The sequence below is a fragment of the Pseudomonas nabeulensis genome (genome assembly GCF_004682045.1).
Classification (GTDB): Bacteria; Pseudomonadota; Gammaproteobacteria; order Pseudomonadales; family Pseudomonadaceae; genus Aquipseudomonas; species Aquipseudomonas nabeulensis.
In genome coordinates, this window is record NZ_QUZT01000009.1 from 1 (window position 1) to 26,357 (window position 26,357).

Annotated in this window: 19 protein-coding genes and 1 pseudogene; 11 read left to right on the forward strand and 9 right to left on the reverse strand. The window is 61.3% G+C overall.

Translation table 11 applies throughout. From position 1 onward, the window contains the following. Positions 1 to 1,111: 1,111 nt before the first annotated feature. The 3 genes and pseudogenes from DYL61_RS31850 to DYL61_RS06990 all read left to right on the forward strand — a co-directional run. Positions 1,112 to 1,315: pseudogene (locus tag DYL61_RS31850) on the forward strand (HAMP domain-containing protein); the annotation flags it as partial. Between the two features lie 153 nt (positions 1,316 to 1,468). Beyond that, on the forward strand, positions 1,469 to 2,173 hold the full coding sequence (locus DYL61_RS31855; protein WP_420825068.1) for a methyl-accepting chemotaxis protein: 705 nt from the start codon (positions 1,469 to 1,471) through the stop codon (positions 2,171 to 2,173). Between the two features lie 126 nt (positions 2,174 to 2,299). Continuing rightward, positions 2,300 to 2,731 carry a hypothetical protein gene (locus tag DYL61_RS06990; protein ID WP_135307756.1) on the forward strand — a complete coding sequence of 144 codons (432 nt, stop codon included), beginning with the start codon at positions 2,300 to 2,302 and terminating at the stop codon, positions 2,729 to 2,731. Here DYL61_RS06990 and DYL61_RS06995 read toward each other — a convergent pair. Together DYL61_RS06995 and cra are read right to left on the reverse strand one after the other, a co-directional pair. Further along, positions 2,678 to 3,454 (reverse strand): TatD family hydrolase, encoded by a 777-nt coding sequence (locus tag DYL61_RS06995; RefSeq protein WP_135307757.1) that lies wholly within the window; start codon positions 3,452 to 3,454, stop codon positions 2,678 to 2,680. The two genes, DYL61_RS06990 and DYL61_RS06995, sit on opposite strands and share 54 nt — an antisense overlap. A 2-nt stretch (positions 3,455 to 3,456) precedes the next feature. After that, a complete protein-coding gene (cra, locus tag DYL61_RS07000; RefSeq protein ID WP_135307758.1) occupies positions 3,457 to 4,452 on the reverse strand; it encodes a catabolite repressor/activator in 996 nt (331 codons plus the stop codon). Between the two features lie 294 nt (positions 4,453 to 4,746). Between cra and ptsP the strand changes: the two genes are divergently transcribed. From ptsP to DYL61_RS07020, 4 genes are all read left to right on the forward strand, one after another. Then, entirely contained in the window at positions 4,747 to 7,605 is a 2,859-nt protein-coding gene (gene ptsP, locus DYL61_RS07005; protein WP_135307759.1) for a phosphoenolpyruvate--protein phosphotransferase, read from the forward strand. After that, positions 7,606 to 8,526: a 1-phosphofructokinase gene (gene pfkB, locus DYL61_RS07010; protein ID WP_135307760.1), complete on the forward strand. Its 921-nt coding sequence runs from the start codon at positions 7,606 to 7,608 to the stop codon at positions 8,524 to 8,526. Positions 8,527 to 8,537: 11 nt separating this feature from the next. Then, a complete protein-coding gene (locus tag DYL61_RS07015; RefSeq protein WP_135307761.1) occupies positions 8,538 to 10,250 on the forward strand; it encodes a PTS fructose-like transporter subunit IIB in 1,713 nt (570 codons plus the stop codon). A gap of 194 nt (positions 10,251 to 10,444) precedes the next feature. Then, positions 10,445 to 11,986 carry an alkaline phosphatase D family protein gene (locus DYL61_RS07020; RefSeq protein ID WP_135307762.1) on the forward strand — a complete coding sequence of 514 codons (1,542 nt, stop codon included), beginning with the start codon at positions 10,445 to 10,447 and terminating at the stop codon, positions 11,984 to 11,986. 133 nt (positions 11,987 to 12,119) lie between these two features. Here the strand turns inward: DYL61_RS07020 and DYL61_RS07025 are convergent, their stop codons facing one another. Further along, a complete protein-coding gene (locus DYL61_RS07025; protein WP_135307763.1) occupies positions 12,120 to 14,645 on the reverse strand; it encodes a PepSY domain-containing protein in 2,526 nt (841 codons plus the stop codon). Between the two features lie 135 nt (positions 14,646 to 14,780). Continuing rightward, positions 14,781 to 17,084: a TonB-dependent receptor gene (locus DYL61_RS07030; RefSeq protein ID WP_135307764.1), complete on the reverse strand. Its 2,304-nt coding sequence runs from the start codon at positions 17,082 to 17,084 to the stop codon at positions 14,781 to 14,783. Between the two features lie 209 nt (positions 17,085 to 17,293). On the opposite strand from DYL61_RS07030, the gene DYL61_RS07035 reads away from it, so the two are divergent. After that, positions 17,294 to 17,974: a Fe2+-dependent dioxygenase gene (locus DYL61_RS07035; RefSeq protein ID WP_135307765.1), complete on the forward strand. Its 681-nt coding sequence runs from the start codon at positions 17,294 to 17,296 to the stop codon at positions 17,972 to 17,974. Between the two features lies 1 nt (position 17,975). Beyond that, positions 17,976 to 18,728 (forward strand): tetratricopeptide repeat protein, encoded by a 753-nt coding sequence (locus tag DYL61_RS07040; RefSeq protein WP_135307766.1) that lies wholly within the window; start codon positions 17,976 to 17,978, stop codon positions 18,726 to 18,728. A 123-nt stretch (positions 18,729 to 18,851) separates the two neighbouring features. Here the strand turns inward: DYL61_RS07040 and DYL61_RS07050 are convergent, their stop codons facing one another. From DYL61_RS07050 to DYL61_RS07070, 5 genes are all read right to left on the reverse strand, one after another. Further along, a complete protein-coding gene (locus tag DYL61_RS07050; RefSeq protein WP_105697409.1) occupies positions 18,852 to 20,015 on the reverse strand; it encodes a type III PLP-dependent enzyme in 1,164 nt (387 codons plus the stop codon). Positions 20,016 to 20,491: 476 nt separating this feature from the next. Next, a complete protein-coding gene (locus tag DYL61_RS07055) occupies positions 20,492 to 21,649 on the reverse strand; it encodes an osmoprotectant ABC transporter ATP-binding protein OsmV (RefSeq protein ID WP_135307767.1) in 1,158 nt (385 codons plus the stop codon). Next, positions 21,646 to 22,299, reverse strand: coding sequence for an ABC transporter permease (locus DYL61_RS07060; protein ID WP_135307768.1), 654 nt, complete (start codon positions 22,297 to 22,299; stop codon positions 21,646 to 21,648). Before DYL61_RS07060 ends, DYL61_RS07055 begins: the two co-directional genes overlap by 4 nt. An 11-nt stretch (positions 22,300 to 22,310) precedes the next feature. Further along, complete coding sequence (locus DYL61_RS07065) at positions 22,311 to 23,207, reverse strand: glycine betaine ABC transporter substrate-binding protein (RefSeq protein ID WP_135307769.1); 897 nt, start codon at positions 23,205 to 23,207, stop codon at positions 22,311 to 22,313. A gap of 9 nt (positions 23,208 to 23,216) precedes the next feature. Next, positions 23,217 to 23,933, reverse strand: a complete 717-nt coding sequence (locus DYL61_RS07070) for an ABC transporter permease (protein ID WP_105697406.1) — start codon at positions 23,931 to 23,933, stop codon at positions 23,217 to 23,219. 331 nt (positions 23,934 to 24,264) lie between these two features. Here DYL61_RS07070 and DYL61_RS07075 point away from each other — a divergent pair, with 331 nt between their 5' ends. Together DYL61_RS07075 and DYL61_RS07080 are read left to right on the forward strand one after the other, a co-directional pair. Beyond that, complete coding sequence (locus DYL61_RS07075; protein WP_105697405.1) at positions 24,265 to 25,848, forward strand: peptide chain release factor 3; 1,584 nt, start codon at positions 24,265 to 24,267, stop codon at positions 25,846 to 25,848. Between the two features lie 244 nt (positions 25,849 to 26,092). Further along, on the forward strand, positions 26,093 to 26,338 hold the full coding sequence (locus tag DYL61_RS07080; protein WP_135307770.1) for a hypothetical protein: 246 nt from the start codon (positions 26,093 to 26,095) through the stop codon (positions 26,336 to 26,338). Positions 26,339 to 26,357: the final 19 nt, after the last annotated feature.

Here is a 26,357-nt window from a genome sequence, read left to right on the forward strand (position 1 = left end):
GAATGCGGTGGTTGTTGCATCTGGGTACGTCGAATCGTCGTTAACCTTAAGTTACAAAACTCCCTTTCAAATTGAGCTATACAGGTGATGGCTAACTGCCGCCCCTGCGCCTCAATAAAAATAAAAGAAAGGGAGTTCACCTGTGAAGAGCTTGCTCTATCCCGCCGTCGCGCTGATGAATCGCCTGAGTTTCGGCATGAAGTTCAGTTTGATCAGCGTGCTGTTCCTGCTGCCGATGCTGGCGACCAACTATTACCTGGTGCGTGATTCCTGGCGCGAATTCCAGGCCACGCGAATCGAACTGCAAAGCCTCGATCTACTGGGTAGCAGCCTGGCGCTGCGACGCGACCTGGAAACCCTCAACAATCAGGTACAGATCAACGCAACCCTTGGCCAAGCCGGCAAGGCCGGTGACCTTGAGGGCAAGATCAGCGCCTTGGAACAGAGCGTATTGAGCCGCCTGCAAGGCCTTGCTGCGATGACCACTGATGCCGATCAGGTCGCCGCGTTCAACGCTAAACGGGATGAGTTGATCGCGGCCTTCAAAGCCCAGCAACAGGAAACCTCGCTATTGAGCAAAAGCGCATTGATCGGCAAGTTGCTGAACAAAGCACAGATGCTCAGCCAGATCATCGCCAGTCAATCCGGCCTGAGCCGTGATCCCCAAAGTGACCTGCGCCAACTCAGCGAACTGATCACCAGCGTGACGCCGCAGGTCACCCAGACCTTGGGCGAAGGGCGGGCGATGGGCGCTTATTCCCTGGGCCAGGGTTTTCTCAATTCGTCGTCCAGCACGCGTTTTGACGAATTGTTGCAGCAACTGGAGAAGCTCCAGTCTGAATACGGTTTGAAGTTGCAGGACGCATTGGGCGCCAGCAACGCGGCGCAGGCCTCGCTCGACAGCCTGGCCAAGGCCAGCAGCGCCAGCCTCAAGCAAGGCAGCGAGTTGTTTGAAGAACAGGTCGTCATGGCCGAAACCCTCGACGCGCCCTGGCAGGGTTTCTACGACAACGTTACGCAACTGATGGCCCAAACCTACCAGCTCAATGAAGCCACCCTGGCGTTCATCGGGCAGCAGTTGGACCAGCGTTTGGCGCAGAACCGTACACACATGGTGACGTTGATCTCGGCGCTGAGCGCAGTGTTCCTGTTGATCTTTTATCTGTACGGCGGTTTCTACGCGTCTACCCGCACCACACTTCGGCGTTTGGGACTGATGATGGACAAAGTGGCGGCGGGTGACATGACCGTTTCCTTTGTTTCCCACAGCCGCGATGAGTTGGGCGACCTGGGCCAGGTGTTCAACGGCACCGTGGCGAAGATCCATGATTTGATCGAGCGAGTCGGGCACACCGTCGGTCAGGTCGAGCTGCAAGCCGGCCAGGTGGAAACCGTCTCGGCCCACAGCAACCAGGCCGTGTCCGGCCAGCGCACCCAGATCGAGCAAGTGGCCACCGCCATGAACCAGATGTCATCCACTGCTCAGGAAGTGGCGCGCAGTGCGGCGGCGGCGGTCAGCAGTGCCCATAGCGTCAACGATGAAACTGTCAGTGGTCGTGGCCTGGTGCAATCCCAGCAGGGCAGCATCGCGCGGCTGGCGTCGGAAATTGACCAGTCGGTGCAGGTGATCAACCAGTTGGCCACGGACAGCCAGTCCATCAGCAGCGTGTTGGAAGTGATCAAAAGCATTGCCGAACAAACCAACTTGCTGGCGCTCAATGCCGCCATTGAGGCGGCACGCGCCGGTGAGCAAGGGCGTGGTTTTGCGGTGGTGGCCGATGAGGTGCGCACCTTGGCGCGGCGCACCCAGCGTTCAACCGAAGAAATCGAGCAGATGATCAGCCGGTTGCACAGTGGCGTAAGTGCGGCAGTGAAGGCCATGGGCACCAGTCATGCCATGGCGAATGGCACGGTGGGGCAGTCGGAGAAGGTGCAGCAGGCGTTGGAAAATATCCTCGGCGCTGTAGGCATGATCGTTGATCAAAACCAGCAGATTGCGGCAGCGGTTGAGCAACAGACAGCGGTTGCCCACGATATCGACCAGAACATCGTCGAAATCAACCGTGCCGGGGAGCATGCGGCCCACGGTGCGCATCAGACTGAAGCGGCGAGCCGCCAGCTGTCTATGCAGGTGATCGAGTTGAAACAACTGATCGGTGCGTTTCGTGTGTAGGACTATGCTGTAGGCTTTATCTAAAATGAGTGTGGCGTTTGTCCTGATTTCCCCGAGGATGCTTTTTGGTCACCTGAATAAGTGAGAATTTATTTCACTCAAGTCGACGTTCCAGGGAGCACAGCGATGACCGCTGCAATCGGCATCAAAGGGCACTGCGCCCACTGCGACATTACCTTCGAACTCAAGCCTTGGCAGGTGAATGCCATCGCCATCGAGGAGCCCTTCGATTGCCCGTACTGCCAACGGGTCTTGCAGTTGAGTTGTCCGCGGCAATTGCGTCAGTTCAAGGCGCTGGATCATTGGGCGCTGGTGCGTCCGAGCATGGCGGTACTGACGTGTGTCGTGCTGATCGTGGCACTGGTGGCGGAGTGGGTGGGCCTGATCAGCGTGATCGGCCAGTTCAATGTGTCGCTGGTGGTGTTGTTGGTGCATTTTCTGGCACTGCGTTACGCGCGTTTCCGTCAGCGCATTACCCTGGACCTGCAAGTGGTGACGCCAGCGCTACCAGTCGAACAGCTCGCACGCATTGCGTGTGCTCGCCTCAGCCAGCAATAACGGCTCGATGCCCATGCGCTCGGCCAGCGCAGTGCAGATATCTGGCAGGTGTTGCGGGCTGTTGCGCTGGCCTGGGTACATGGCGGGCGCCATGTCGGGTGAGTCGGTTTCCAGCACCACCGCGTCCAGGGGCAATTGCGCCAGCACCTTGTGCATGCGCAGGGCCTGTGGCCAGGTGGCAGCGCCGCCCAGGCCCAGCTTGAAGCCCAACTTGATGTACTCGCGGGCTTCCTCACGGCTGCCGGCAAATGCATGGACAATGCCGCCCCGAGGCAGGCGGATGCGCTTGAGGGTGGCGATCACCGCCGCGTGGCTGCGGCGCACGTGCAGCAGCGCCGGCAGTTGGAAGTCCACCGCGAGCTTGAGTTGAGCTTCAAACAAGGCTTGCTGGCGTTCGCGGTCCAATGCTTCAAGGAAGTAATCCAGACCGATTTCTCCCACCGCGCAAAGCTGTCGATGGCCTTGCAGTCGGGTCAGCCAGTCGCCCAGCGCTGTCAGGTCGGCGGGGCGATGCTCATCGAGATACACCGGGTGCAGGCCAAAGGCGGCGAATAAACTGTCATCGGCTTGCACCAGATCCCACAGCCGCTGCCAATTGCGCTGATACACCCCCAACACCACCATGCGTCGCACGCCCCGTTCACGACTGTGGGCGAGGACCTCCCGGCGGTCGCTGTCAAAGTCCGGGAAGTCCAAGTGAGTGTGAGTGTCGATCAGCTCCACGCTCAGGCCTCGTGAATCCGTTGCTTGAACGTACGGCCGATGGCGTGCACGCCCGGTTGGTACTGTTGCTCTTCAATCGCGGCCAGGGCCAGTTTCAGGGCGGTGTCGGCGATCAGTTGATGTTGCTGGGCCATGGCATTGACCGGCAATGGCAGGAAGTCCAGCAATTGGGTATCACCAAAAGTGCCTAGGCGCAGGGGCCGCGATTTGAGCGGGAAGTCGTGCAGCGCGTCGAACACACCTTGCAGCAGCACGTAGGACGTGGTCACCAGCGCATCGGGCAAATGCCCCAGGCGTTGCAGGAGTTGCTCCATCAGCTGTCGGCCACCGTCACGACTGAACGACTCGCTGTGTTCGATCAACACCTCGCCCTTGAAGTCGTGCAGTGCTTCGCGAAATCCAGCGGCGCGCTCCTGGCTGATACTCAGCTCGGGCCGCGCACCGATCAGCACGATCTGCTTGGGCAGCGGTTGCAGCAGGCTGCTGGTCAGTTGCTGGCAGGCCTGGCGGTCATCGCTGACCACCGAGCAGAACTGCCCTGGCTCCATCACCCGGTCAATCGCGATCACCGGCAGGCCTTTGGCTTGCAGCTCGCGGTAGCTGTCATCGCTGGAGGGGAGGCAGCTGGCCACGAACAGCGCATCACAACGCCGGGCGCGAAACAGCTGGAGCAGTTGGCGCTCGCTGTCGGCCTCGTCGTCGGAACTGGCAATCAGCAACTGATAACCCCGCGCCCGTGCGCCTTGTTCCAGCAGCTTGGCGATGCGTGCGTAACTGGGGTTTTCCAGGTCGGGCAGGATAAAGCCCAAGGTGCGTGTGTGCCGGCTGCGCAGCCCGGCCGCCTGGGGGTTGGGGGTGAAACCATGGGCTTCGACCACCGCCCGCACCCGCTCGACGGTGGCGTTGCTGATGCGTTGCTGTTCGGCTTTGCCGTTGATGACGTAGCTGGCGGTGGTCACGGACACACCGGCAAGACGTGCGATATCACTGAGTTTCAAACCGGGATTTCCTTGTTTTTTAGAGCTTGCCCCGACATTTTGTCCAATCGTAACCGATTACTGCATACAACCAATGTCTTGGCTCAAGCGCCGAGTGGTTCTTCAAGGTTGCGTCATTAACGCGTAATCTGCCATAAATTCTAGATTAAACGTTTCAGCAGGCGTATTTTTACGACATTCGCTACTGACTGGTCGCTGCCAATTGACTGATCAGTCAGTTATTTTTGAACACCCCTACACTGTTTTATTCAAAACAATACCTAGTGCGCCCACCGCACTAACTAGGAGAACGGCATGCTTGAGCTCACTGTAGAGCAGATTTCCATGGGCCAGGTGGCTGTGGATAAATCTGCTGCCTTGCACTTGCTCGCGGAAAAACTGGTGGCCGATGGCCTGGTCGCCGAGGGTTACCTGAGCGGCTTGCAAGCCCGTGAAGCCCAAGGCTCGACCTTCCTCGGCCAAGGTATTGCCATCCCCCACGGTACGCCCGAAACCCGCGACCAGGTGCACTCCACCGGCGTGCGCCTGCTGCAGTTCCCCGAAGGGGTGGACTGGGGCGACGGCCAGATCGTCTACCTGGCGATCGGCATCGCCGCCAAATCCGATGAACACCTGCGCCTGCTGCAACTGCTCACCCGTGCCCTCGGTGAAACCGACCTGGGCCAGGCGCTGCGCCGTGCCGGTTCCGCCGAAGCCTTGCTGAAATTGTTGCAAGGTGCGCCGCAGGAACTGGCGCTGGATGCGCAGATGATCAGCCTGGGCGTGTCCGCCGATGATTTCGAAGAGCTGGTATGGCGCGGTGCACGCCTGTTGCGCCAGGCCGATTGTGTAAGCAATGGTTTCGCTGCCGTCTTGCAGCAAGTCGATGCGCTGCCCCTGGGCGATGGCCTGTGGTGGTTGCACAGTGAGCAAACCGTCAAGCGCCCCGGCCTGGCATTCGTGACGCCGGATAAACCCATGCGTTATCTCGGCCAGCCCCTCAACGGCCTGTTCTGCCTGGCCAGCCTCGGCGAAGCGCACCAAGCCTTGCTCGAACGCCTGTGCGCCTTGCTGATCGAAGGCCGTGGCCAGGAACTTGGTCGCGCCACCAGTAGCCGCGCAGTCCTTGAAGTGCTCGGCGGTGAACTGCCGCCAGACTGGCCCAACGCCCGTATCACCCTGGCGAATGCCCATGGCCTGCACGCGCGCCCGGCGAAGATCCTCGCGCAACTGGCGAAAAGTTTTGACGGTGATATCCGTGTGCGCATCGTCGACGGCCCGGTGGGCGCCGTCTCCGTAAAAAGCCTGAGCAAGTTGCTGAGCCTCGGTGCACGACGTGGCCAAGTGCTGGAATTTGTCGCTGAACCGACGATTGCCGGCGATGCGCTGCCGGCCCTGTTGGCCGCTGTGGAAGAAGGCCTTGGCGAAGACGTCGAGCCGCTGCCCACCGTGAGCGCTCAGCCGGTAACTGCTGATAGTGAACCGGTGCTCAGCGCACCGCTGGCCGGCAGCCAAATCCAGGCCATCGCCGCCGCGCCGGGTATTGCCATTGGCCCTGCGCACATCCAGGTCCAGCAAGTGTTCGATTACCCGCTGCGCGGTGAGTCTGCGGCGGTTGAGCGTCAACGCTTGCACAGCGCATTGACCGATGTGCGCCGGGATATTCAGGGCCTGATCGAGCGCAGCACGTCCAAGGCGATCCGCGAGATTTTCATCACCCACCAGGAAATGCTCGACGACCCGGAACTCACCGATGAAGTCGACACCCGCCTCAAGCAAGGCGAGAGCGCGGAAGCCGCGTGGATGAGCGTGATCGAAGCCGCCGCCAAGCAGCAAGAGTCGCTGCAGGACGCCTTGCTCGCCGAGCGTGCCGCCGACCTGCGGGACATTGGCCGTCGTGTGCTGGCGCAACTGTGCGGCGTCGAAACGGCCCAGGAACCGAACGAGCCCTACATCCTGGTGATGGACGAAGTCGGTCCTTCGGACGTTGCACGGCTGGACCCGGCGCGTGTCGCCGGTATCCTCACCGCCCGTGGCGGCGCCACGGCCCACAGCGCCATCGTCGCCCGCGCCCTGGGCATTCCTGCACTGGTCGGTGCAGGCCCGGCCGTGTTGCTGCTCAAAGCCGGTACGCCGTTGCTGCTCGATGGCCAACGCGGCCGCCTGCACGTAGACGCCGACGCCGCCACCCTGCAACGCGCGACGGTCGAGCGTGACACCCGCGAACAACGCCTGCAAGCCGCCGCCGCCCAGCGCCACGAACCGGCGCTGACCCGCGATGGCCACGCCGTGGAAGTGTTTGCCAATATCGGCGAAAGCGCCGGTGTGGCAGGCGCGGTGGAGCAGGGCGCTGAAGGCATTGGCCTGCTGCGCACCGAACTGATCTTTATGGCGCACCCGCAAGCGCCGGATGAAGCCACCCAGGAAGCCGAATACCGCCGCGTACTCGACGGCCTCGCCGGGCGCCCGTTGGTGGTGCGCACCCTGGATGTAGGCGGCGATAAACCGCTGCCGTATTGGCCGATTGCCGAGGAGGAAAACCCCTTCCTCGGCGTGCGCGGTATTCGTCTCACCTTGCAGCGCCCGCAGATCATGGAGGCGCAATTGCGTGCACTGTTGCGTTCGGCAGACAACCGTCCGCTGCGCATCATGTTTCCCATGGTCGGCAGCGTCGATGAATGGCGCGCCGCCCGTGACATGACCGAGCGCCTGCGCCTGGAAATCCCGGTGGCAGACTTGCAGCTGGGCATCATGATCGAAGTCCCTTCGGCTGCTTTGCTGGCACCGGTGCTGGCCAAGGAAGTCGACTTTTTCAGCGTCGGCACCAACGACCTGACCCAGTACACCCTGGCCATCGACCGTGGCCATCCCACCCTGTCGGCCCAGGCCGACGGCTTGCACCCGGCGGTGCTGCAACTGATCGACATCACCGTGCGCGCCGCCCATGCCCATGGCAAATGGGTGGGTGTGTGCGGCGAGTTGGCGGCTGACCCATTGGCGGTGCCGGTGCTGGTCGGCTTGGGGGTGGATGAGTTGAGCGTGTCGGCCCGCAGCATCCCCGAGGTGAAGGCGCGGGTGCGTGAATTCAGTCTGAGCGAGGCCCAGGGCCTGGCGCAAAAAGCACTGGCGGTGGGTTCGCCCGCCGACGTGCGTGCCCTTGTGGAGGCCGTGTAGATGGCAAGGATTTTGACCCTGACGCTGAACCCGGCGTTGGACCTGACGGTACGCCTGGCGCGCCTTGAGCCCGGTGAAGTCAACCGCAGCGAAACCCTGCTCACCCATGCCGCCGGCAAGGGCGTGAACGTGGCACAAGTGCTGGCGGATCTGGGGCATCAAGTGAGCGTCGGCGGGTTTCTCGGCGAGGCCAACCCCGAGGCGTTTGAGGCGCTGATTGCCCGCCGTGGATTTGGCGATGTGTTCATTCGTGTGCCGGGTGAAACCCGCAGCAATATCAAGATTGCCGAACAGGACGGCCGGGTCACCGACATCAATGCCCCCGGGCCGTTGGTGGATGAGCGAGCGCAAGAAGAATTGCTCGAGAGGGTGGCGATCATCGCCCCTGAATTCGATGCCGTGGTGGTCGCTGGCAGCTTGCCGCGTGGCGTCAGCCCGCAGTGGTTCCAGGGGTTGCTGGAGGCCTTGAAAGGGCTGGGTTTGAAAGTCGCCCTGGACACCAGCGGCGAAGCCTTGCGTGCCGGATTGAACGCGGGCCCGTGGATGGTCAAGCCTAACACCGAAGAACTCGCCGAGGCCTTTGATAACGCCACCGATGCCGTCAGCCAACTGCATCAACAGGGTGTCGAGCATGTGGTGGTCTCCGACGGCGCCGCGGGCGTGAATTGGTACGGCCCGGGTTTGGCGCTGCGTGCCTCGCCGCCCAAGGTCACGGTGGCCAGTACGGTGGGCGCCGGTGACTCGCTGCTGGCGGGGATGGTTCACGGTTTGCTCAGTGGCGATACGCCCGAGCAGACTCTGCGCCGTGCCACGGCGATTGCCGCGATGGCGGTGACGCAAATTGGCTTTGGCATCAGCGATGACGCGCAGTTGGCGCGTCTCGAAAGCGACGTCGATGTACGTGCGCTGACAGAACAATAAGAGGGTTTGTGATGAAGTTAGCCATTGTTACTGCCTGCCCGAACGGCATGGTCACCAGTGTGCTGTGCGCCCGCTTGTTGGACGCCGCCGCGCAGCGTCAGGGTTGGAGCACCAGCGTCGAGGTGGTGGATGCGCAGCGCCCGGAGCGCGCGCTGTCCCAGGCGACGATTGATGCTGCCGAGTGGGTATTGCTGGTCAGCAGCACGCCAGTGGATATGCAGCGTTTTATCGGCAAGCGCGTGTTCCAGAGCACACCGGCCCAGGCGCTGGCGGATGTGGAGGCGGTGTTGCGTCGTGGTGCCGAAGAGGCGCAGGTGTATGTCGCGACTGAGTCCGCGGCCACAAATGCGCCGCGTATCGTCGCCGTCACCGCGTGCCCGACCGGCGTCGCCCACACGTTCATGGCCGCTGAAGCTTTGCAGCAAACCGCCAAGCGCCTGGGCTACGACTTGCAAGTCGAGACCCAGGGTTCGGTGGGCGCGCGTACGCCGTTGAGCCCGGAGGCTATCGCCAATGCCGATGTGGTGTTGCTCGCGGCAGATATCGAAGTTGCCACTGAGCGTTTCGCCGGCAAGAAGATCTACCGTTGCGGCACTGGCATTGCCCTCAAGCAATCCGAGGCGACCCTCAACAAGGCGCTCGCTGAAGGTGCGGTAGAAAGTGCTGCGACAGGCGCAGTGGCCAAGTCGGAAAAAACCGGCGTGTACAAACACCTGCTCACTGGGGTGTCGTTCATGTTGCCGATGGTGGTGGCGGGCGGGTTGCTGATCGCGTTGTCATTCGTATTCGGCATCCAGGCTTTTGAACAGCCCGGCACACTCGCGGCAGCGTTGAAGTCGGTGGGCGACCAGGCGTTTATGCTGATGGTGCCGCTGTTGGCGGGCTATATCGCCTATTCGATTGCGGATCGGCCGGCGCTGGCACCCGGCATGATCGGCGGGTTATTGGCGACCACCCTGGGCGCCGGGTTTATCGGCGGTATCTTTGCCGGTTTCCTGGCCGGTTATTGCGTCAAGCTGATCACCCGCGCGGTGAAGTTGCCCCAGAGCCTGGATGCGCTCAAGCCGATCCTGATCATTCCGTTATTGGCGAGCCTGTTTACGGGCCTGGCGATGATCTATCTGGTTGGGCCACCGGTTGCTCGTATGCTCGTGGGCCTCACCAGTTTCCTCAGCTCCATGGGCACCACCAACGCGGTGCTGCTGGGCATCCTGCTCGGCGGCATGATGTGCGTCGATTTGGGCGGGCCGATCAACAAGGCGGCCTATGCGTTTTCCGTCGGCCTGCTGGCGGCCCATAGCGGCGCGCCAATGGCAGCCACCATGGCCGCGGGCATGGTGCCGCCGATTGGTATGGGGATCGCCACCTTCCTGGCGCGGCGCAAGTTTGCCCAGACCGAACGCGAGGCGGGCAAGGCGGCGATGATTCTGGGTCTGTGCTTTATCTCCGAAGGCGCGATTCCGTTTGCCGCCAAGGACCCGCTGCGGGTGATCCCGGCGAGCATCGCCGGGGGGGCATTGACCGGTGCGTTGTCGATGTATTTCGGCTGTGTGCTGGCGGCGCCCCATGGTGGGTTGTTTGTGTTGGTGATCCCGAATGCGATGAACCATGCGTTGCTGTATTTGCTGGCGATTGTGGCAGGGAGTGTGGTGACGGGGTTGGTGTATGCGCTGATCAAGCAGCCGGAAGCGGTGGAGCTGGCTGTGGCACCAGCTAAAGCCTGACGCAGTAAAAATGTGGGAGGGGCGGTGCGACGATTCGACTTGCCCCCGATGGCGGTGTATCAGTCAGTTTATTGGTAGCTGACCCACTGCAATCGGGGGCAAGCCCCCTCCCACATTTGATCTTCACTGATCGCAAAATTAGTGTCATCTGCGCGTGCTTAAGTTGTCCTTTTGATACTCAAGAGGGCACCCGCATGAGCCACTTCGATCTTGGCCGTCGCCGCGTGATGCAAGCCGTTGGCGCCGGGCTGTTGCTGCCCGGTTTGGCCCCGGCGGTGATCGCCTCGGTCAAGGACCGCCCGCAGCTCACCGATGGCGTGCAGTCCGGCGATCTGCTGGGCGACCGCGCGATGATCTGGAGCCGCAGCGACCGCCCGGCGCGGATGGTGGTGGAGTGGGACACCCGCAGTGTGTTCAGCAACCCGCGCAAACTCATCTCGCCCCTGGCCGACAGCCGTACCGACTTCACCGCGCGCGTCGACCTCGCCGGCCTGCCCGCCGACCAGGCGATTTTCTACCGTGTGCACTTCGAAGACGCCCAGACCGGCGTCGCCAGTGAGCCCTGGTTCGGCCATCTGCGCAGTGCGCCGCAACAGCGCCGTGACATCCGATTTGTGTGGAGTGGCGACACCGTCGGCCAGGGCTTTGGCATCAACCCGGACATCGGCGGCATGCGCATCTATGAAGCCATGCGCCTGCGCCTGCCGGACTTCTTTATCCACAGCGGCGACACCATCTACGCCGACGGCCCGGTGCCTGCACAGCTCACGGTCGAGGACGGGCGCATCTGGCGCAATATCACCACCGAGGCCAAGAGCAAAGTCGCTGAAACCCTTGATGAATATCGCGGCAACTACCGCTACAACCTGCTGGATGAAAACGTGCGCCGCTTCAATGCCGAGGTGCCGCAGATCTGGCAGTGGGACGACCACGAGGTGGTGAACAACTGGTCCCCGAGCAAGCAGCTCGATGAGCGCTACCAGACCAAAGACATCAACACCCTGGTGGGCCGCGCACGCCAGGCCTGGCTGGAATATTCGCCGATGCGCCGCCAGACCGCTGATGGCGGCGGGCGGATTTATCGCAAGCTCAGCTACGGCCCGCTGCTGGATGTGTTCGTGTTGGATATGCGCAGCTATCGTGGCCCCAACGATGACAACCTGGGCGGCGAAAAACCCTTCCTTGGCCGTGAGCAACTGGACTGGCTCAAGCGCGAACTCAAGGGCTCGCAGGCGCAGTGGAAAGTCATCGCGGCCGACATGCCCATCGGCCTCGGCGTGCCGGATGGCGAGGTGAGCCCTGGCGTGCCGCGTTGGGAAGCCATCGCCAATAATGACCCCGGTGCACCGCAAGGCCGCGAAGTGGAAATCGCCGAGCTGTTGGGTTTTTTAAGGGCGCAGAAGGTGCGCAACCATGTGTGGCTGACGGCGGATGTGCACTACTGTGCGGCGCATCACTACCACCCGGATCGGGCGGCGTTCCAGGATTTCGAGCCGTTCTGGGAGTTTGTGGCGGGGCCGTTGAACGCGGGGAGTTTTGGGCCGAACCCGTTGGATAAGACCTTTGGGCCGGAGGTGGTTTTCCAGAAGGCACCGGCGGTGCAGAACAGCTCGCCGTTTGCCGGGTTCCAGTTTTTTGGCGAGGTGCAGATTGATGGGCAGACGGCGGAGTTGACCGTGATTTTGCGGGACTTGGATGGGGTGTCGGTGTTTGAACAAAAACTCCAACCCACCTGACCTGAAATGCAGTTTCAATGTGGGAGGGGGCTTGCCCCCGATAGCTGTGGGTCAGTTACAGATGAGCTGACTGACACACTGCCATCGGGGGCAAGCCCCCTCCCACATTTTGATCTCCAGTGGCTTTGAGGGATCAGTACACATCCCGGCGGTAGCGGCCCTGTTCGATCAAGCGTTCCACGGCGTCACTGCCCAAAATATCCACCAACGCCTTATCCACCCCAGCCGCCATCCCCTGCAAGCTGCCACACACATAAATCGCCGCGCCATCGGCCAGCCATTTACGCAGCACTTCGGCGGATTCGCGCAGGCGATCCTGCACGTAGATTTTCTCTTCCTGGTCGCGGGAAAACGCCAGGTCTAATAGCGCCAAATCACCACTGGCCAACCAGCCTTGCAGCTCGTCCTGGCACAGGAAGTCGTGCTTGATATTGCGCTCGCCAAACAGCAGCCAGTTGCGCTGTTGGCCGTCGGCAATCCGCGCCTTGAGCAAGCTGCGCAGGCCCGCCAGGCCGGTGCCGTTGCCCAGCAGGATCAGCGGCACCGGCGCGTCCGGCAGGTGGAAGCCACTGTTGCGGCGCAGGCGCAGGCTGATGGGCGAGCCGATGGCGGCGTGTTCGGTGAGCCAGCCGGAGCCCAGCCCCAGGCTGCCGTCGGAGTGACGCTCCTGGCGCACGATCAATTCCAGCACGCCGTCGCTGGCAATCGAGGCGATGGAGTATTCGCGCATGCTCAACGGCACTAATGCGTCCACCAGCGCCTGGGCGTGCAGGCCGACCAAGTGCGCGCGATGGGTCGGCAATTGGCGAGTGGCCAGGGCTTGGCCGAGGGTGTGCGCCAAGCCGTCGATCATCACGCCGTCGCTGCCAGCCAGGCCCAGGCCTTCAAGGAAGTGCTCGATGGCCCAGGGGCAATTGCGTGGCAGCAGTTCCACCAGGTCACCGGCTTGCCAGGTCTGTGGCGACGGCGCGGTGAGGCCCAGCAGGTAGACCTCGGAGCCGCTGCTGTCGCGGTTGAGCAGGCTGCGTTGGGTCAGTGTCCAGTTTTCGTATTGCGCGGTCGGCCACGCCGCCGCCGGTGCGTGACCGGTGAGCTGGCCGAGTTGCTGTTGCCAGTGCAGCAGGGCGGCGCTGTCGCCGCTGTCCACTTCCACCGGGGCGAACAGAGGGTTGCCGCCCTGGTTGGTCAGCCAGAAATGCAGGCGGCGGGCGAAGCCGCAGAAGTGTTCATATTGACGATCACCCAGGGCCAGCACCGAGTAGTTCAGGCCCTTGAGGGACAGGTCGTGGCCGAGCACGCTGCGCTCGAAACCCCGGGCGCTGTCGGGGGCTTCGCCGTCGCCGAAGGTGCTGACCACAAACAGCGCATTTTCTGACTGGCGCAGGTCGTCCTGGCTGACGTTGCCCAACGCCTGCACCTTCACTGGCAACCCGGCGGCCTGCAATTGCCCAGCCGTTTGCCAGGCCAGTTGTTCGGCAAAACCGCTCTGGCTGGCAAAGCCGATCAGCCAGGCCGGAGCATCACTGGCATTGGCGCCGAGGCCTTTGCGCGCATCACGCACCTGGCGTTTTTTGCGACGGCGGTCCAGGTACAACAGCCAGCCGGTGATAAAGAACAGTGGCATCAGCAACGAGCTGACGGTCAGCACGATCCGCCCAATCAGGCCGAAGTAACTGCCGGTGTGCAGTGCGTAGACGCTGGTCAGCAGTTGGGAGCCGAAGGTCTTGGTGGCGTAGCGGTCGTGGGACTTCACCTCACCGCTGGCTGGGTCGAGATTGATCTGGTTCAGCGCGCGGTCATGGGGCGAGTTTTTCAGCAGGTAGTACACGGTGGCCGGTTGCCCGGCAACGGCCGGCATGCGGATGTTGTAGGCGCTCAAATCGGGACCGGCGTTGCTGTAGATGCTGCTCCAGATTGCGTCGTAGTTGGCCACGGGCGTCGGGCCAACGGGTGGCGGGCCGCGTTTGCGCATGCGCTCGTTTTGCGGGGCGTCGGAGAGCAGTTTGGTCAGGCCTTGGTTGTACCAGTCGTAGGACCAATACAAGCCGGTGAGCGCGGCCAGCAGGTAGGCCAGCAGGCACCAGGTGCCGAACACCGAGTGCAGGTCCCAATTGAAGCTGCGGCCCTTTTTGCGCCAGTCCAGTGTCAGCCACACACGCCAGCTCGCCACTTGGCGCGGCCAGCGCAGGTACAAACCGGAGAGGCAGAAGAATACGAGGATCAGCGTGCAGGCGCCGGTGATGTTGCGCCCGGTGTCACCCATGACCAGGAAGCGGTGGAATTGCAGCAGGAACCCAAAGACGTCCTGGCCAACCACATCGCCCATGTAGTCGCCGGTGTACGGGTCGAAATAGCGCATCTGGCCCCGGCGCTCGCCAGGTGGCGGGGTGAAGAACACGCGGGCGGCGTTGCCGCTGTCGCTTTCGACCCAGAGCATGGAGACGGTTTTGCCTTCGGTGGCTTCCAGTTTGCGCACCAGTTCGGCGGGTGGCAGCACGCCGGCTTCGCGTTTCTCGACCGTCAGGACGGTGGGGTTGAGTGCCCGCAGAATTTCATCCTGAAACGAGACCGCCGCCCCGGTGATCCCCATCAAGGCCAGCACCAGCCCGGCGGTAATGCCGAAGAACCAGTGCAACTGGAACAGGGTTTTCTTCAACACGTCTGACCGCCTCGTCTATCTGGATGTGAATGCCACGGCGCGCATTATGCCGCGAGTTATCGAGAAATATTCTGTTTTACACGCAAAAGCCCCACGCATCCGATGCGTGGGGCCTTGGCTGTGGGCTGCCGGCTTTTAGAAGTGGAAGTTCGTAGAAAGCAGGGCCGTACGACCGGCCGCCTGGTTGGCGAAGTGCGCCCCGTAGGCTTTGTCGTAGTAGGTCTTGTCGGTCAGGTTCTGCACGTTTAATTGCAGGTCAATGTTCTTGGTCAGCTTGTAGCTGGCCATGGCGTCGTAGCGTGTGTAGGACGGTACATACACGGTGTTGGCCGCATCGCCGTAGACCTGATCGACGTAGAACGCGCCGCCACCGATGGTCAGCTTCGGCGTCACGTCGTAGCTGGTCCACAGGCTGAACGAGTTCTTCGGGGTGTTGGGCATCTGGTTGCCCTTGTTAGAGCCGGGTTGCACGACATTGGAGCGGTTGCCGTTTTTACCTGGGTCAACCAGTTCGCTCTTCAGGTAGCTGTAGCCCGCGAACACCTGCCATTGGTCAGTGATCTTGCCGCTTGCCGACAATTCCAGGCCGTCGACACGGGATTCACCGGCGGTTTCGTAAGTATCGTTACTCACCAGGATACGGGTGTTTTTCTTCTCGGTACGGAACACCGCAGCCGTCAGGGACAGGCGATTGTGGAACAGGTCCCACTTGGTGCCCAGCTCGTAGTTGACGGTTTCTTCCGGCTTCAGGTCGCTGGAGGTCGTGCCGGTCGGGAGAGCGTTGCTGTCGACGCCTTCACCTACCAGGCCGCCTGCGGGCGAGGCCGAGGTCGCGTAGGAGGTGTAGATGCTGCCGTTATCCAGCGGTTTCCAGACCAGACCGGCCTGCCAGTTGAAGAACTGGCTGTCGTCCTTGACCTTGGTGCGCGCCTTCACGGTGGCGGTCGGCACGGCGTTGGTGTTGGCTTCGGTGTCGAAGGTGTCATAGCGCAGGCCGACGTTCAGCAGCCATTTCGGGCCCAGTTCGATGGTGTCGAACACATAGGCGGCGCGGCTGGTGGCTTTGGTGTTGGTGCCCATGTAATTGCGCGCGATGCTGCCGTTCCAGGCGTCGTCCGGGGTCGGATTGCCCAGGGAGGTGCACTGTCCGCCTTGGCTGCCACCGGCCACGGTGCAGGTCGGGTTGCTGTTCGGCGTGACGGTGTAGCCGCTGACGCGGGTTTCTTCACCGGTGAATTCCAGGCCGGTGGAGTAACTGTGCTTGAAGCCCAGCGCCTGGAAGCTACCAAACAGATCGGTTTGGTTGGTCGTTGTGGTCGTGGTCGAGACACGGGTGTTGGCGCGGCGCCAAACAGTGCCGTATTTGTTGACGTTGAGCTTGCTGTCATCCGGCTGGGTCAGCACATAGTCCTGGCCCGTGCTGCCATGACGCAGGGTGTTCTTCAGCGTCATGTTGTCGTTCAGGTCGTGCTCGATGGAGAACGTGCTGATATCGGCGCGGGTCTTGCGGAAATCGCGGCTCTTGAGGCCGTAGAAGTTGCTGCTGTCGCCGCCGTCGGTGGGCTTGTCATGCCCGTGGACGGTGGCGGCGGCGGAGCTGTAACCGTACGGAATCCCCGAATCCGGCAGGTCGTCGCTTTCCATGTGGTAGTAGCTGAGGTTGACGCGGGTCGGGGTGCCCAGGCCAAAGGTCAGCGACGGGGCGACGCCCCAACGGTCGTAATTCACGGCGTCACGGCCGGCGACGTTTTGCTCGTGGCTCATCAGGTTCAGACGGAACGCGGCGCTGTCGTCGAGGAACTGACGGTTCACGTCGAGCACGTAGCGGCGGGTCTGGTCGGAACCGTAGGTGAAGCCACCGTTGGTGAAGTCCCGCGCTTGTGGGGTCTTGCTCACCAGGTTGATGCTGCCACCGGCCGAGCCGCGACCGCCAAACGAAGAGTTCGGGCCTTTGCTGACTTCGATGGACTCGATGTCGAAGATCTCGCGGCTCTGGCCGCCGGTGTCGCGCACGCCGTCCAGGTAGGTGTCGCCCTGGGCGTCAAAACCACGGATAAACGGACGGTCGCCCTGTGGGTTGCCGCCTTCACCGGCGCCGAAGGTGATACCCGGTACGGTGCGCAAGGCATCCTGCAACGAGGTGGCGGCGGTGTCCTTGAGCACCTGTTGTGGTACGACGGTGACCGAGCGCGGGGTGTCTACCAGCGGCGCGGTGTATTTCTGCGACGAGGCTTTTTCCACTTGGTAGGAAGTGTTGTCCTGCTCCTGGCCGGTGATGCTGGTTGCGCCGAGAGAGATGCTGTTGCGCTCGCCTTTTTGTTCGGTGTCCTCAGCCGCTTGCGCCAAGTGGGCGGCAGAGCTGGCGGTGAGTGCGACGCCGATGGCCGAGGCCAGCATGCGTGGTGAACTGGCAGGTGTTTTTATTGAAGTGCGCGACATGACGTGTCCTTTCCCCAAGGATGTGAGGCCGCGGAATATAGGGTGAACAAGTATTCATATCAATTGCGATACATTGCTAATTGCACTGAATTTACATTCTTTACACTTTCCGCTTACGGTTTTTACGAACTCATCCGTCCACGGCGTTTTACAGGCTTGATAAGAATCAATACCATTGGCGCCTCTCTGGTCCCCGATGGTATTGCCCCATGTTGCTGCACATTCCCGGCCTGTTCTCTCGTGAGGAAGTGCAGCGCATCCGCCAAGCGCTGGAAAACACCGAATGGGCCGACGGCAAAATCACCGCCGGGCACCAGTCCGCCAAAGCCAAACACAACCTGCAATTGCCCGAAGGTCACCCATTGGCCAAGGAAATCGGCGCGGCGATGCTGGAACGCCTGTGGAAAAATCCGCTGTTTATGTCAGCGGCGTTACCGAACAAGGTCATCCCGCCGCTGTTCAATTGCTACACCGCCGGTGGCAACTTCGACTTCCATATCGACAATGCCGTGCGCCAATCCCGGGGCAACATTGAGCGGGTGCGTACCGATTTGTCGTCCACGCTGTTTTTCAGCGACCCCGACGAATACGACGGCGGCGAACTGGAGATCCAGGACACCTTCGGCCTGCAACGCGTGAAGTTGCCCGCCGGCGACATGGTGCTGTACCCCGGTTCCAGCCTGCACAAAGTCAACGCCGTGACCCGTGGCGCGCGCTACGCCTCGTTCTTCTGGACCCAAAGCCTGGTGCGTGAAGACAGCCAGCGCACGTTGCTGTTCGAGATGGACGGCGCGATCCAGCAACTGACCGCCGATATGCCCGACCACCCGGCCCTGATCCAACTCACCGGCACCTACCACAACCTGCTGCGCCGCTGGGTCGAGGTCTGACATGGGCTTCTTGTTGCGTCGTGAAGAAGTGCTCAACGTCGAGCAATTGCAGAGCATGCTCGACGACTCCCCGGTACGCGCGGCCCAGGCGATTTTGATGGCAGCCAAAGAGGGCGTGGTCGACGCCCAGGCGCTGCTCGGGCAAATCCTGCTGGAAGGCCGGGGCATTGCACGGGATGAAGCGTTGGCACTGCGCTGGTTCCAGATTGCGGCCCAGGGCGGCCACTTGATGGCACGCAACATGGCCGGGCGTTGCCTGGAGCACGGTTGGGGCTGCGCTGCCGATGAAGCGGCGGCGGCGCGGGAATACCGCTTGGCGGCCGAGGCTGGATTGGATTGGGCTCAATACAACTACGCCAACCTGCTGGCCACCGGTCGCGGGGTTGCCGAAGACCGAGCGCAAGCACTGGGGTTTTATCGCCTGGCGGCCGAGCAAGGCCACGCCAAGTCGATGAACCTGGTGGGTCGTTATCTGGAAGACGGCCAGGTCTGCCCAAGGGATCTGGAGGCTGCTGTGGAGTGGTATCGCCGCTCGGCCGAGGGTGGGGATTTTCGCGGGCAGTTCAGTTACGCGGCGGTGCTGGCGGATAAAGGCCAGGTCGATGTGGCGCTGGAGTGGTTGGGCAAGGCGTTGGCGGGGGGGAATCTGAAGTTTTTGCGTACGGCGTACACGGCGTTGGGAGCGGCGAATGATCCGCAGATTCGAGCGATGGCTGAGGCGTACGAAGCGCGTGCTACTCAGCTAAATCTGTAAACACCGGTTGTGGCGAGGGAGCTTGCTCCCGCTGGGCTGCGTAGCGGCCCCAAGTTTTTTGGGAGCGCTTCGCACTCCAGCGGGAGCAAGCTCCCTCGCCACAGGGAGCCGGATTCTACAGGGTCAGACGTAGAAGGATTTCAGTGGTGGAAACCCATTGAACTCCACCGCGCTGTAGCTGGTGGTGTACGCACCGGTGGACAACCAGTACAACCGATCACCAATCGCCAGGTTCAGCGGCAGGCCGTACTTGTAGTTTTCGTACATGATGTCAGCGCTGTCGCAGGTAGGACCGGCGATGACCACTTCTTCCATCTCGCCTTTCTTCTCGGTCCAGATCGGGAACTTGATGGCTTCGTCCATGGTTTCGATCAGGCCGGAGAACTTGCCCACGTCCGTGTACACCCAACGCTCTACCGCGGTACGGGATTTACGTGCGACCAACACCACTTCACTGACCAGGATGCCGGCGTTGGCGATCAACGAACGGCCCGGCTCCAGGATGATTTCCGGCAGGTCATCGCCGAAGTCTTCCTTGAGGAAGCGGATGATTTCCTCGGCGTAGGTTTCCAGGCTGTTGGTACGGGTGATGTAGTTGGCCGGGAAGCCGCCGCCCATGTTGATCAGCTTGAGGTGGATGCCGTCTTCTTCTTTCAAACGCTCGAAGATCACTTTGACCTTGGCGATGGCCGCGTCCCACACACTGATATCGCGCTGTTGCGAGCCGACGTGGAACGAGATGCCGTAAGGCACCAGGCCCAGGTCACGGGCCAGGATCAGCAGGTCCATGGCCATGTCGGTCTGGCAGCCGAATTTGCGCGACAGAGGCCAGTCGGCCGTGGTCGAGCCTTCGGTGAGGATACGCACATACACTTTCGAGCCCGGCGCAGCCTTGGCGATGTTGCGCAGGTCGGCTTCGGAGTCGGTGGAGAACAGGCGCACGCCCTTCTCGAAGAAGTAGCGGATGTCCTTGGATTTCTTGATGGTGTTGCCGTAGCTGATACGGTCGGCGCTGACGCCACGGCTCAGTACTTTATCCAGTTCGTAGATCGAGGCGATGTCGAAGCTCGAACCTTTATCCTTGAGCAGGTCGATGATCTCGACGGCCGGGTTGGCCTTGACGGCGTAATACACCTTGGCGAATTCGAAACCGGCGCGCAGGTCGTCGTAGGCCTGGCTGATCATCGCGGTGTCGATCACCACGAACGGGGTTTCTTGCTTGTCGGCGAACGCCTTCATTTTGTCAAATGTGGCGCGCGCGAAATAATCTTCGACCTGGATCGACATGCTGGGAACTCCTACTGGCAAACTGAATTGATCAATGGGTGCAAATGAACGTCCTCCGTATCCCCACTTTGGTTCGCCTACTTCCCAAGGCATGTCGCCGAAAGCAAAAAGGCCATGGGATCTACCGCTTCCCTTGGCCTTGCTGTCTCGTCGTCAGTACTTGAGCCGGATGGATCGTTTCCAGCATGGACGTTCGGCGCGAACTTTAGGCGGTGAGGGGCTTGAGATCAACTAAAAATGTCGCGTTTTTGCACGCGTTCGTCGCGGGCACCCGTGCAGCTACTTATGTAACCGACAGGTGTGACGGAATGATGTTCCCCGGAGGGGGCAAATTGCCGGGATTTCCCTGACACACCCTAGAGCAAATGTGGGAGGGGGCTTGCCCCCGATTACAGTGTGTCAGTCAGCTTATCTGTAGCTGACACACCGCTATCGGGGGCAAGCCCCCTCCCACATTTTAACCGCGTTGTTTCAGGTCAGGCCAGGGCTGTCTCGGCAGGGGAGACGATGCTGGTCTTGCCCCCACGGGACTTACCAGAGCTCAGGTACTCGGCAATCGACTCCTGAGTCACTTCCCCGAGGAACACCCGCTCCGCATCCATCACCGGCAACCACGAACGGTTGAACTCGTACATGCGCGACAACAGGATGCGCAAATGCTCGTCATACGCTGCCGTGGCGTTGAACTCGCGCAGGTACTGGCCGCAGGTGCCGGTCTGACGGTGCAGGTCGCGACGTCGTACATAACCCAGCGCCTTGTTCTCTGCACAAGTCACCACCACATAGCGACGGTCATGTTCGTCCATCAGCTCCAACGCATCGGCCACCGGGGTTTCTGGGCTGACCGACGGCGCGTTGTCCGCCGCATCTTCGGCCTTCACCAGCAGCAGGCGCTTGAGGGTGCTGTCCTGGCCCACGAAGTTGCTGACGAACTCATCGGCTGGGTGCGCCAGCAGCGTATCCGGATGGTCGATCTGCAACAGCTTGCCGGCGCGGAAGATCGCGATCTTGTCACCCAGCTTGATGGCTTCGTCGATGTCGTGGCTGACCATGATCACGGTCTTGTTCAGTGCGCGCTGCATCTCGAAGAACTCGTTCTGGATCATCTCGCGGTTGATCGGGTCGACCGCGCCAAACGGCTCATCCATCAGCAGCAACGGCGCATCGGCGGCCAGCGCACGGATCACGCCGATCCGCTGTTGCTGGCCACCGGACAGTTCACGCGGGTAGCGATGCAGGTACTGCTTGGGTTCCAGCTTGATCATGCTCATCAACTCGCGGGCGCGGTCGTGGCATTTCTGTTTGTCCCAGCCGAGCAGTTTCGGCACGACCACGATGTTTTCCTCGATGGTCATGTTGGGGAACAGGCCGATCTGTTGGATCACATAGCCGATGTTGCGGCGCAGGGTCACCTCATCCAGGTCGGTGGTGTCTTCGCCGTTGATCAGGATCTTGCCCGAGGTGGGCTTGATCAGGCGGTTGATCATTTTCAGCGTGGTGCTTTTACCGCAACCCGATGGGCCGAGGAATACACAAATCTCGCCTTCGTTGACGGTCAGGCTTACATCGTTGACGGCGGTAATGGTCTTGCCGTTGCTTTGAAAAGTCTTGGACAGGTTTTGAAGTTCGATCATTTGAGCAATCCTTTTGGAGTCAGCGAGCGTTGCAGCCATTGCAGAAGCAGGTCGGCGAAGATGGCCAGGAGACTGACCAGCACGGCGCCAACGATCAGCATCGACATGTCGCTGCGGCTGATGGAAGCCAGAATAAGTACACCCAGGCCACCGGCGCCGATGGTGGCGGCGATGGTCATCACACCGATATTCATCACCACGGCGGTGCGCACACCGGCGAGGATCACCGGCACGGCAATCGGCAACTCGACCATGCGCAGGCGCTGGCCGAAGGTCATGCCGATGCCCCGTGCGGCTTCGCGAATGCCCGGTTCAACGCCGGTCAGGGCCAGGTAGGTGTTACGCATGATCGGCAGCAGGGAGTAGAGGAACACGGCGGTGATCGCCGGCATCGGCCCCAGGCCCTGGCCGAATTTGGAATAGAACGGCAACAGCAGGCCGAACAGGGCGATGGACGGTACGGTCAGCAGCACCGTGGCGCTGGCCTGCAACGGGCCGGCCAGGGTCGGAAACCGCGTCATCAGGATGCCCAGGGGCACGCCGATCAGGATCGCCAGGACCACAGCGATACCCACCAGGGTGATGTGCTGCCCGGTCAGGTGCAGGACTTGGGCCCAATCAAGATGGGAAAAGGCGTTCAGGAATTCCATGTCTTCTCCTCTTATTGATTGATGGGATGCTGGCGCAGAAAGTCTGCGGCAACAGCGGAAGGGCTTTCGTGATCGACGTCGACCCGCGCATTCAACTGGCGCATGGTTTCGTCGTCGAACAGGTCGGCCAGCGGTTTGAGCTCAGCCGCCAGTTGTGGGTGCTGGTCGAGGTATTGCTGACGGATCACCGGGGCGGCGGTGTAGTCCGGGAAGTAGTGTTTGTCGTCGGCCAGCAGCTTCAACTTGAAGGCATTCAAGCGACCGTCGGTGGTGTAGACCAGACCGGCGAACACCTGGTTATTGCGCAGCGCGGTGTAGACCAGGCCGGCGTCCATCTGCCGGGTGTTTTTGCGGGTCAGGTTCATGTCGTACAGCTTGACCATGCCGGCCAGGCCGTCGGAGCGGTTGGCGAACTCGGTGTCCAGTGCGACCAGGCGGTTTTCCTTGGCGTCTTGGGCCACGGCTTTGGTCAGGTCGCTGATGCTGTTGATCTCGGGATGTTCCTCGGCCACCTTCTCCGGCAGCGCCAGGGCATAGGTGTTGCTGAAACGTGATGGCGAGAGCCAGACCAGGCCTTTTTTCGCGTCGAGTTCTTTCACTCGGGCGTAGGACTGTTCGCTGTCGAGTTTCTCGTCGATATGGTTGTAGGCCACCAGCGACACGCCGGTGTACTCCCAGATCAGGTCCAGTTGCCCGCTTTCCTGGGCACTGCGTGCCAGGTTGCTGCCCAGGCCGCCCGTGACGCGGGCGTCATAGCCCTTGGTGCGCAGGTACTGGGAAGTGATTTCGGCCAGCAAGGTCTGTTCGGTGAACACCCGGGCGCCGATGCGGATCACCGGTTTTTCAGCGGCTTGCGCAATACCTGCACACAGCAGGACGCAGCTCAGTAGTAATGTCAGCTTTTTCATGTCGGCTCCTTAAGACGCACGCAGCCCGCGTTCCAGCCAGAGGCGGCTGGCCATGGTCACCAGACCGTCCAGCAGCAACGCCAGCAACGCGGTGCACGCGGCGCCGAGCAGCAATTGCGGCTGGTTGTTCAGGGCGATGCCAGGGAAGATCAGGCTGCCCAGGCTGTTGGCGCCAATCAGGAACGCCAGCGGGGCGGTCCCGACGTTGATCGCCAGGGCCACGCGCACGCCACCGATGATGATCGGCACGGCGTTGGGCAGCTCCACGCGAAACAGCACTTGGCGCGGCGTCATGCCGATGCCGGTGGCAGCTTCTTTGAGGGAACCCTGGACGTTTTTCAGGCCTTCGTAGGTGTTGCGCACGATGGGCAGGAGGGAGGCGAGGAACAGCGCGAAGATGGCCGGGCCGCTGCCGATGCCGAGGACGCCGAGGGCGATGGCCAGTACGGCCAGGGGAGGGACGGTGTTGCCGATGTTGAAAATCTGCATGAAGCGTTCTGCGCGCCCGACCATGTTCGGTCGGCTGAGCAGGATACCGGCGGGGATGCCCACAACGAGGGCCGCCAGCATGGAGACTAGAACAAGGATCAAATGAGCTTGCAGGTAAAACAACAAATCGTCGCGGTACAGTTCGATCGTGTTGATGCCGATCCAGTGGACCAGCAGGGCCAGGAGCGCGACGACAACCACGCCTCCTATCAGCCCTTTGCCATAGCGAATAGCCACAGGCGGACTCCTTTTTTCTTTTGTCGGCGAACACATTCTCCGGCGGCAATGCCATTCCTGGCTGTCGGCGAATGAGTTCGCGAAAAGCAGCTCGTCTTTACCGGCAACGCGGTAAGAATCCGAGCCATGAGCGCAGCCTCGTCAGGCTAACTTGCTGATTTATCAGCCCCTGTTCCGAGTGCGGTAGCAGGGGAGTGGACGTCTCGACCTTTTAAAAGGTTCCATACTTGGCAGCATTTAGCCACCCCTAATCGGGTGAACGGTGGTCCGGGTGCCTGGGATTACGCTATACTCGCCGCCCTTTTTTGACTCACCTGCCAGGCGATTTCCCATGACCCACCAGGCCGCCGAAGTCGCGAAACGCCGCACTTTCGCCATTATTTCCCACCCCGATGCCGGTAAAACCACCATCACCGAGAAGCTGTTGCTGATGGGCAAGGCAATCGCAGTGGCCGGCACGGTGAAATCCCGCAAATCCGACCGCCATGCCACCTCCGACTGGATGGAAATGGAAAAACAACGGGGTATTTCCATTACCACGTCGGTCATGCAGTTCCCGTATCGCGACCACATGGTCAACCTGCTCGACACCCCGGGCCACGAAGACTTCTCCGAAGACACCTACCGCACCCTGACCGCCGTGGACTCGGCGCTGATGGTCCTCGACGGCGGTAAAGGCGTCGAGCCGCGTACCATCGCGCTGATGGACGTGTGCCGTCTGCGTGACACGCCCATCGTCAGCTTCATCAACAAACTCGACCGTGACATCCGCGACCCTATCGAGTTGCTGGATGAAATCGAAGCCGTCCTGAAGATCAAGGCCGCGCCGATCACCTGGCCGATTGGTTGCTACCGCGACTTCAAGGGTGTGTACCACCTGGCTGATGACTACATCATCGTGTACACCGCCGGCCATGGTCACGAACGCACCGAAACCAAGATCATCGAAAAGCTCGACTCGGACGAAGCCCGCGCCCACCTGGGTGATGAGTACGACCGTTTCGTCGATCAGCTGGAGCTGGTGCAGGGCGCCTGCCACGAATTTAACCAGCAGGAATTCCTCGACGGTCAACTGACCCCGGTGTTCTTCGGTACTGCGTTGGGCAACTTTGGTGTCGACCACGTGCTCGACGCCGTTGTCGATTGGGCGCCGCGCCCGCTGCCACGGGTGGCCAACGAGCGCACCGTGGAGCCGGTGGAAGAGAAATTTTCGGGCTTCGTGTTCAAGATCCAGGCGAACATGGACCCCAAGCACCGCGACCGCATCGCCTTCATGCGCATTTGCTCCGGCAAATACGAAAAAGGCATGAAGATGCGCCACGTGCGTACTGGCAAGGACGTGCGCATCGGCGACGCCCTGACGTTCTTCTCCTCCGAGCGTGAACAGCTCGAAGAAGCCTACGCCGGCGACATCATCGGCCTGCACAACCACGGCACCATCCAGATCGGCGACACCTTCACCGAAGGCGAAGTGCTGGGCTTCACCGGTATTCCGCACTTCGCCCCGGAACTGTTCCGCCGCGTACGCCTGCGCGACCCGCTCAAATCCAAGCAATTGCGCCAGGGCTTGCAGCAACTGGCAGAAGAGGGCGCCACCCAGGTGTTCTTCCCCGAGCGCAGCAACGACATCATCCTCGGCGCCGTCGGTGTGCTGCAGTTCGATGTGGTCGCCAGCCGCTTGAAAGAGGAATACAAGGTCGAATGCTCGTATGAGCCCATCACCGTGTACTCCGCGCGCTGGATCGAGTGCAGCGATAAGAAGAAGTTGGAAGAGTTCTCCAACAAGGCCGTGGAAAACCTCGCGGTGGACGGCGGCGGTCACCTGACCTACCTGGCGCCGACCCGGGTGAACCTGGCGTTGATGGAAGAGCGTTGGCCGGATGTGAAATTCCGCGCGACGCGTGAGCATCACTAAGCTCTGAGTGGTAAAGAAAAGGGTGAAGCTGTCATGGCTTCACCCTTTTTATTGCCCAAAACACAAATCCAAATGTGGGAGGGGGCTTGCCCCCGATGGCGGTGTATCAGCCAAATATTTATTTGCTGACCCACTGCAATCGGGGGCAAGCCCCCTCCCACATTTTGATTTCCACATGGCTTGGGATTGGCGAGAACCGTGCATCGAGTCTAGTTTTTACCCCACGACTGAAAAGGAGACCACTGTGCGGAGTTTCAAACACGCCATCCACCTAGTGCTGCTCGCTGGCCTATTGCTACCCACCCTCCCAGCCCTGGCCGGCGCCGGCACACCCCAATGGAAAGACACCGGCCCCGTCACCAAGCGCAAACAAAACGAGGTCAACTCCGGCAGTTGGCAGCCCCAGGCCCAACCTGCGCCCAAGGAAGACGCCGAAAACCCCTACAACGAAGGGGAAGACAGCGAAACCTACGACGACGGCGATACCTGACAGACGAGATTGGCACAAA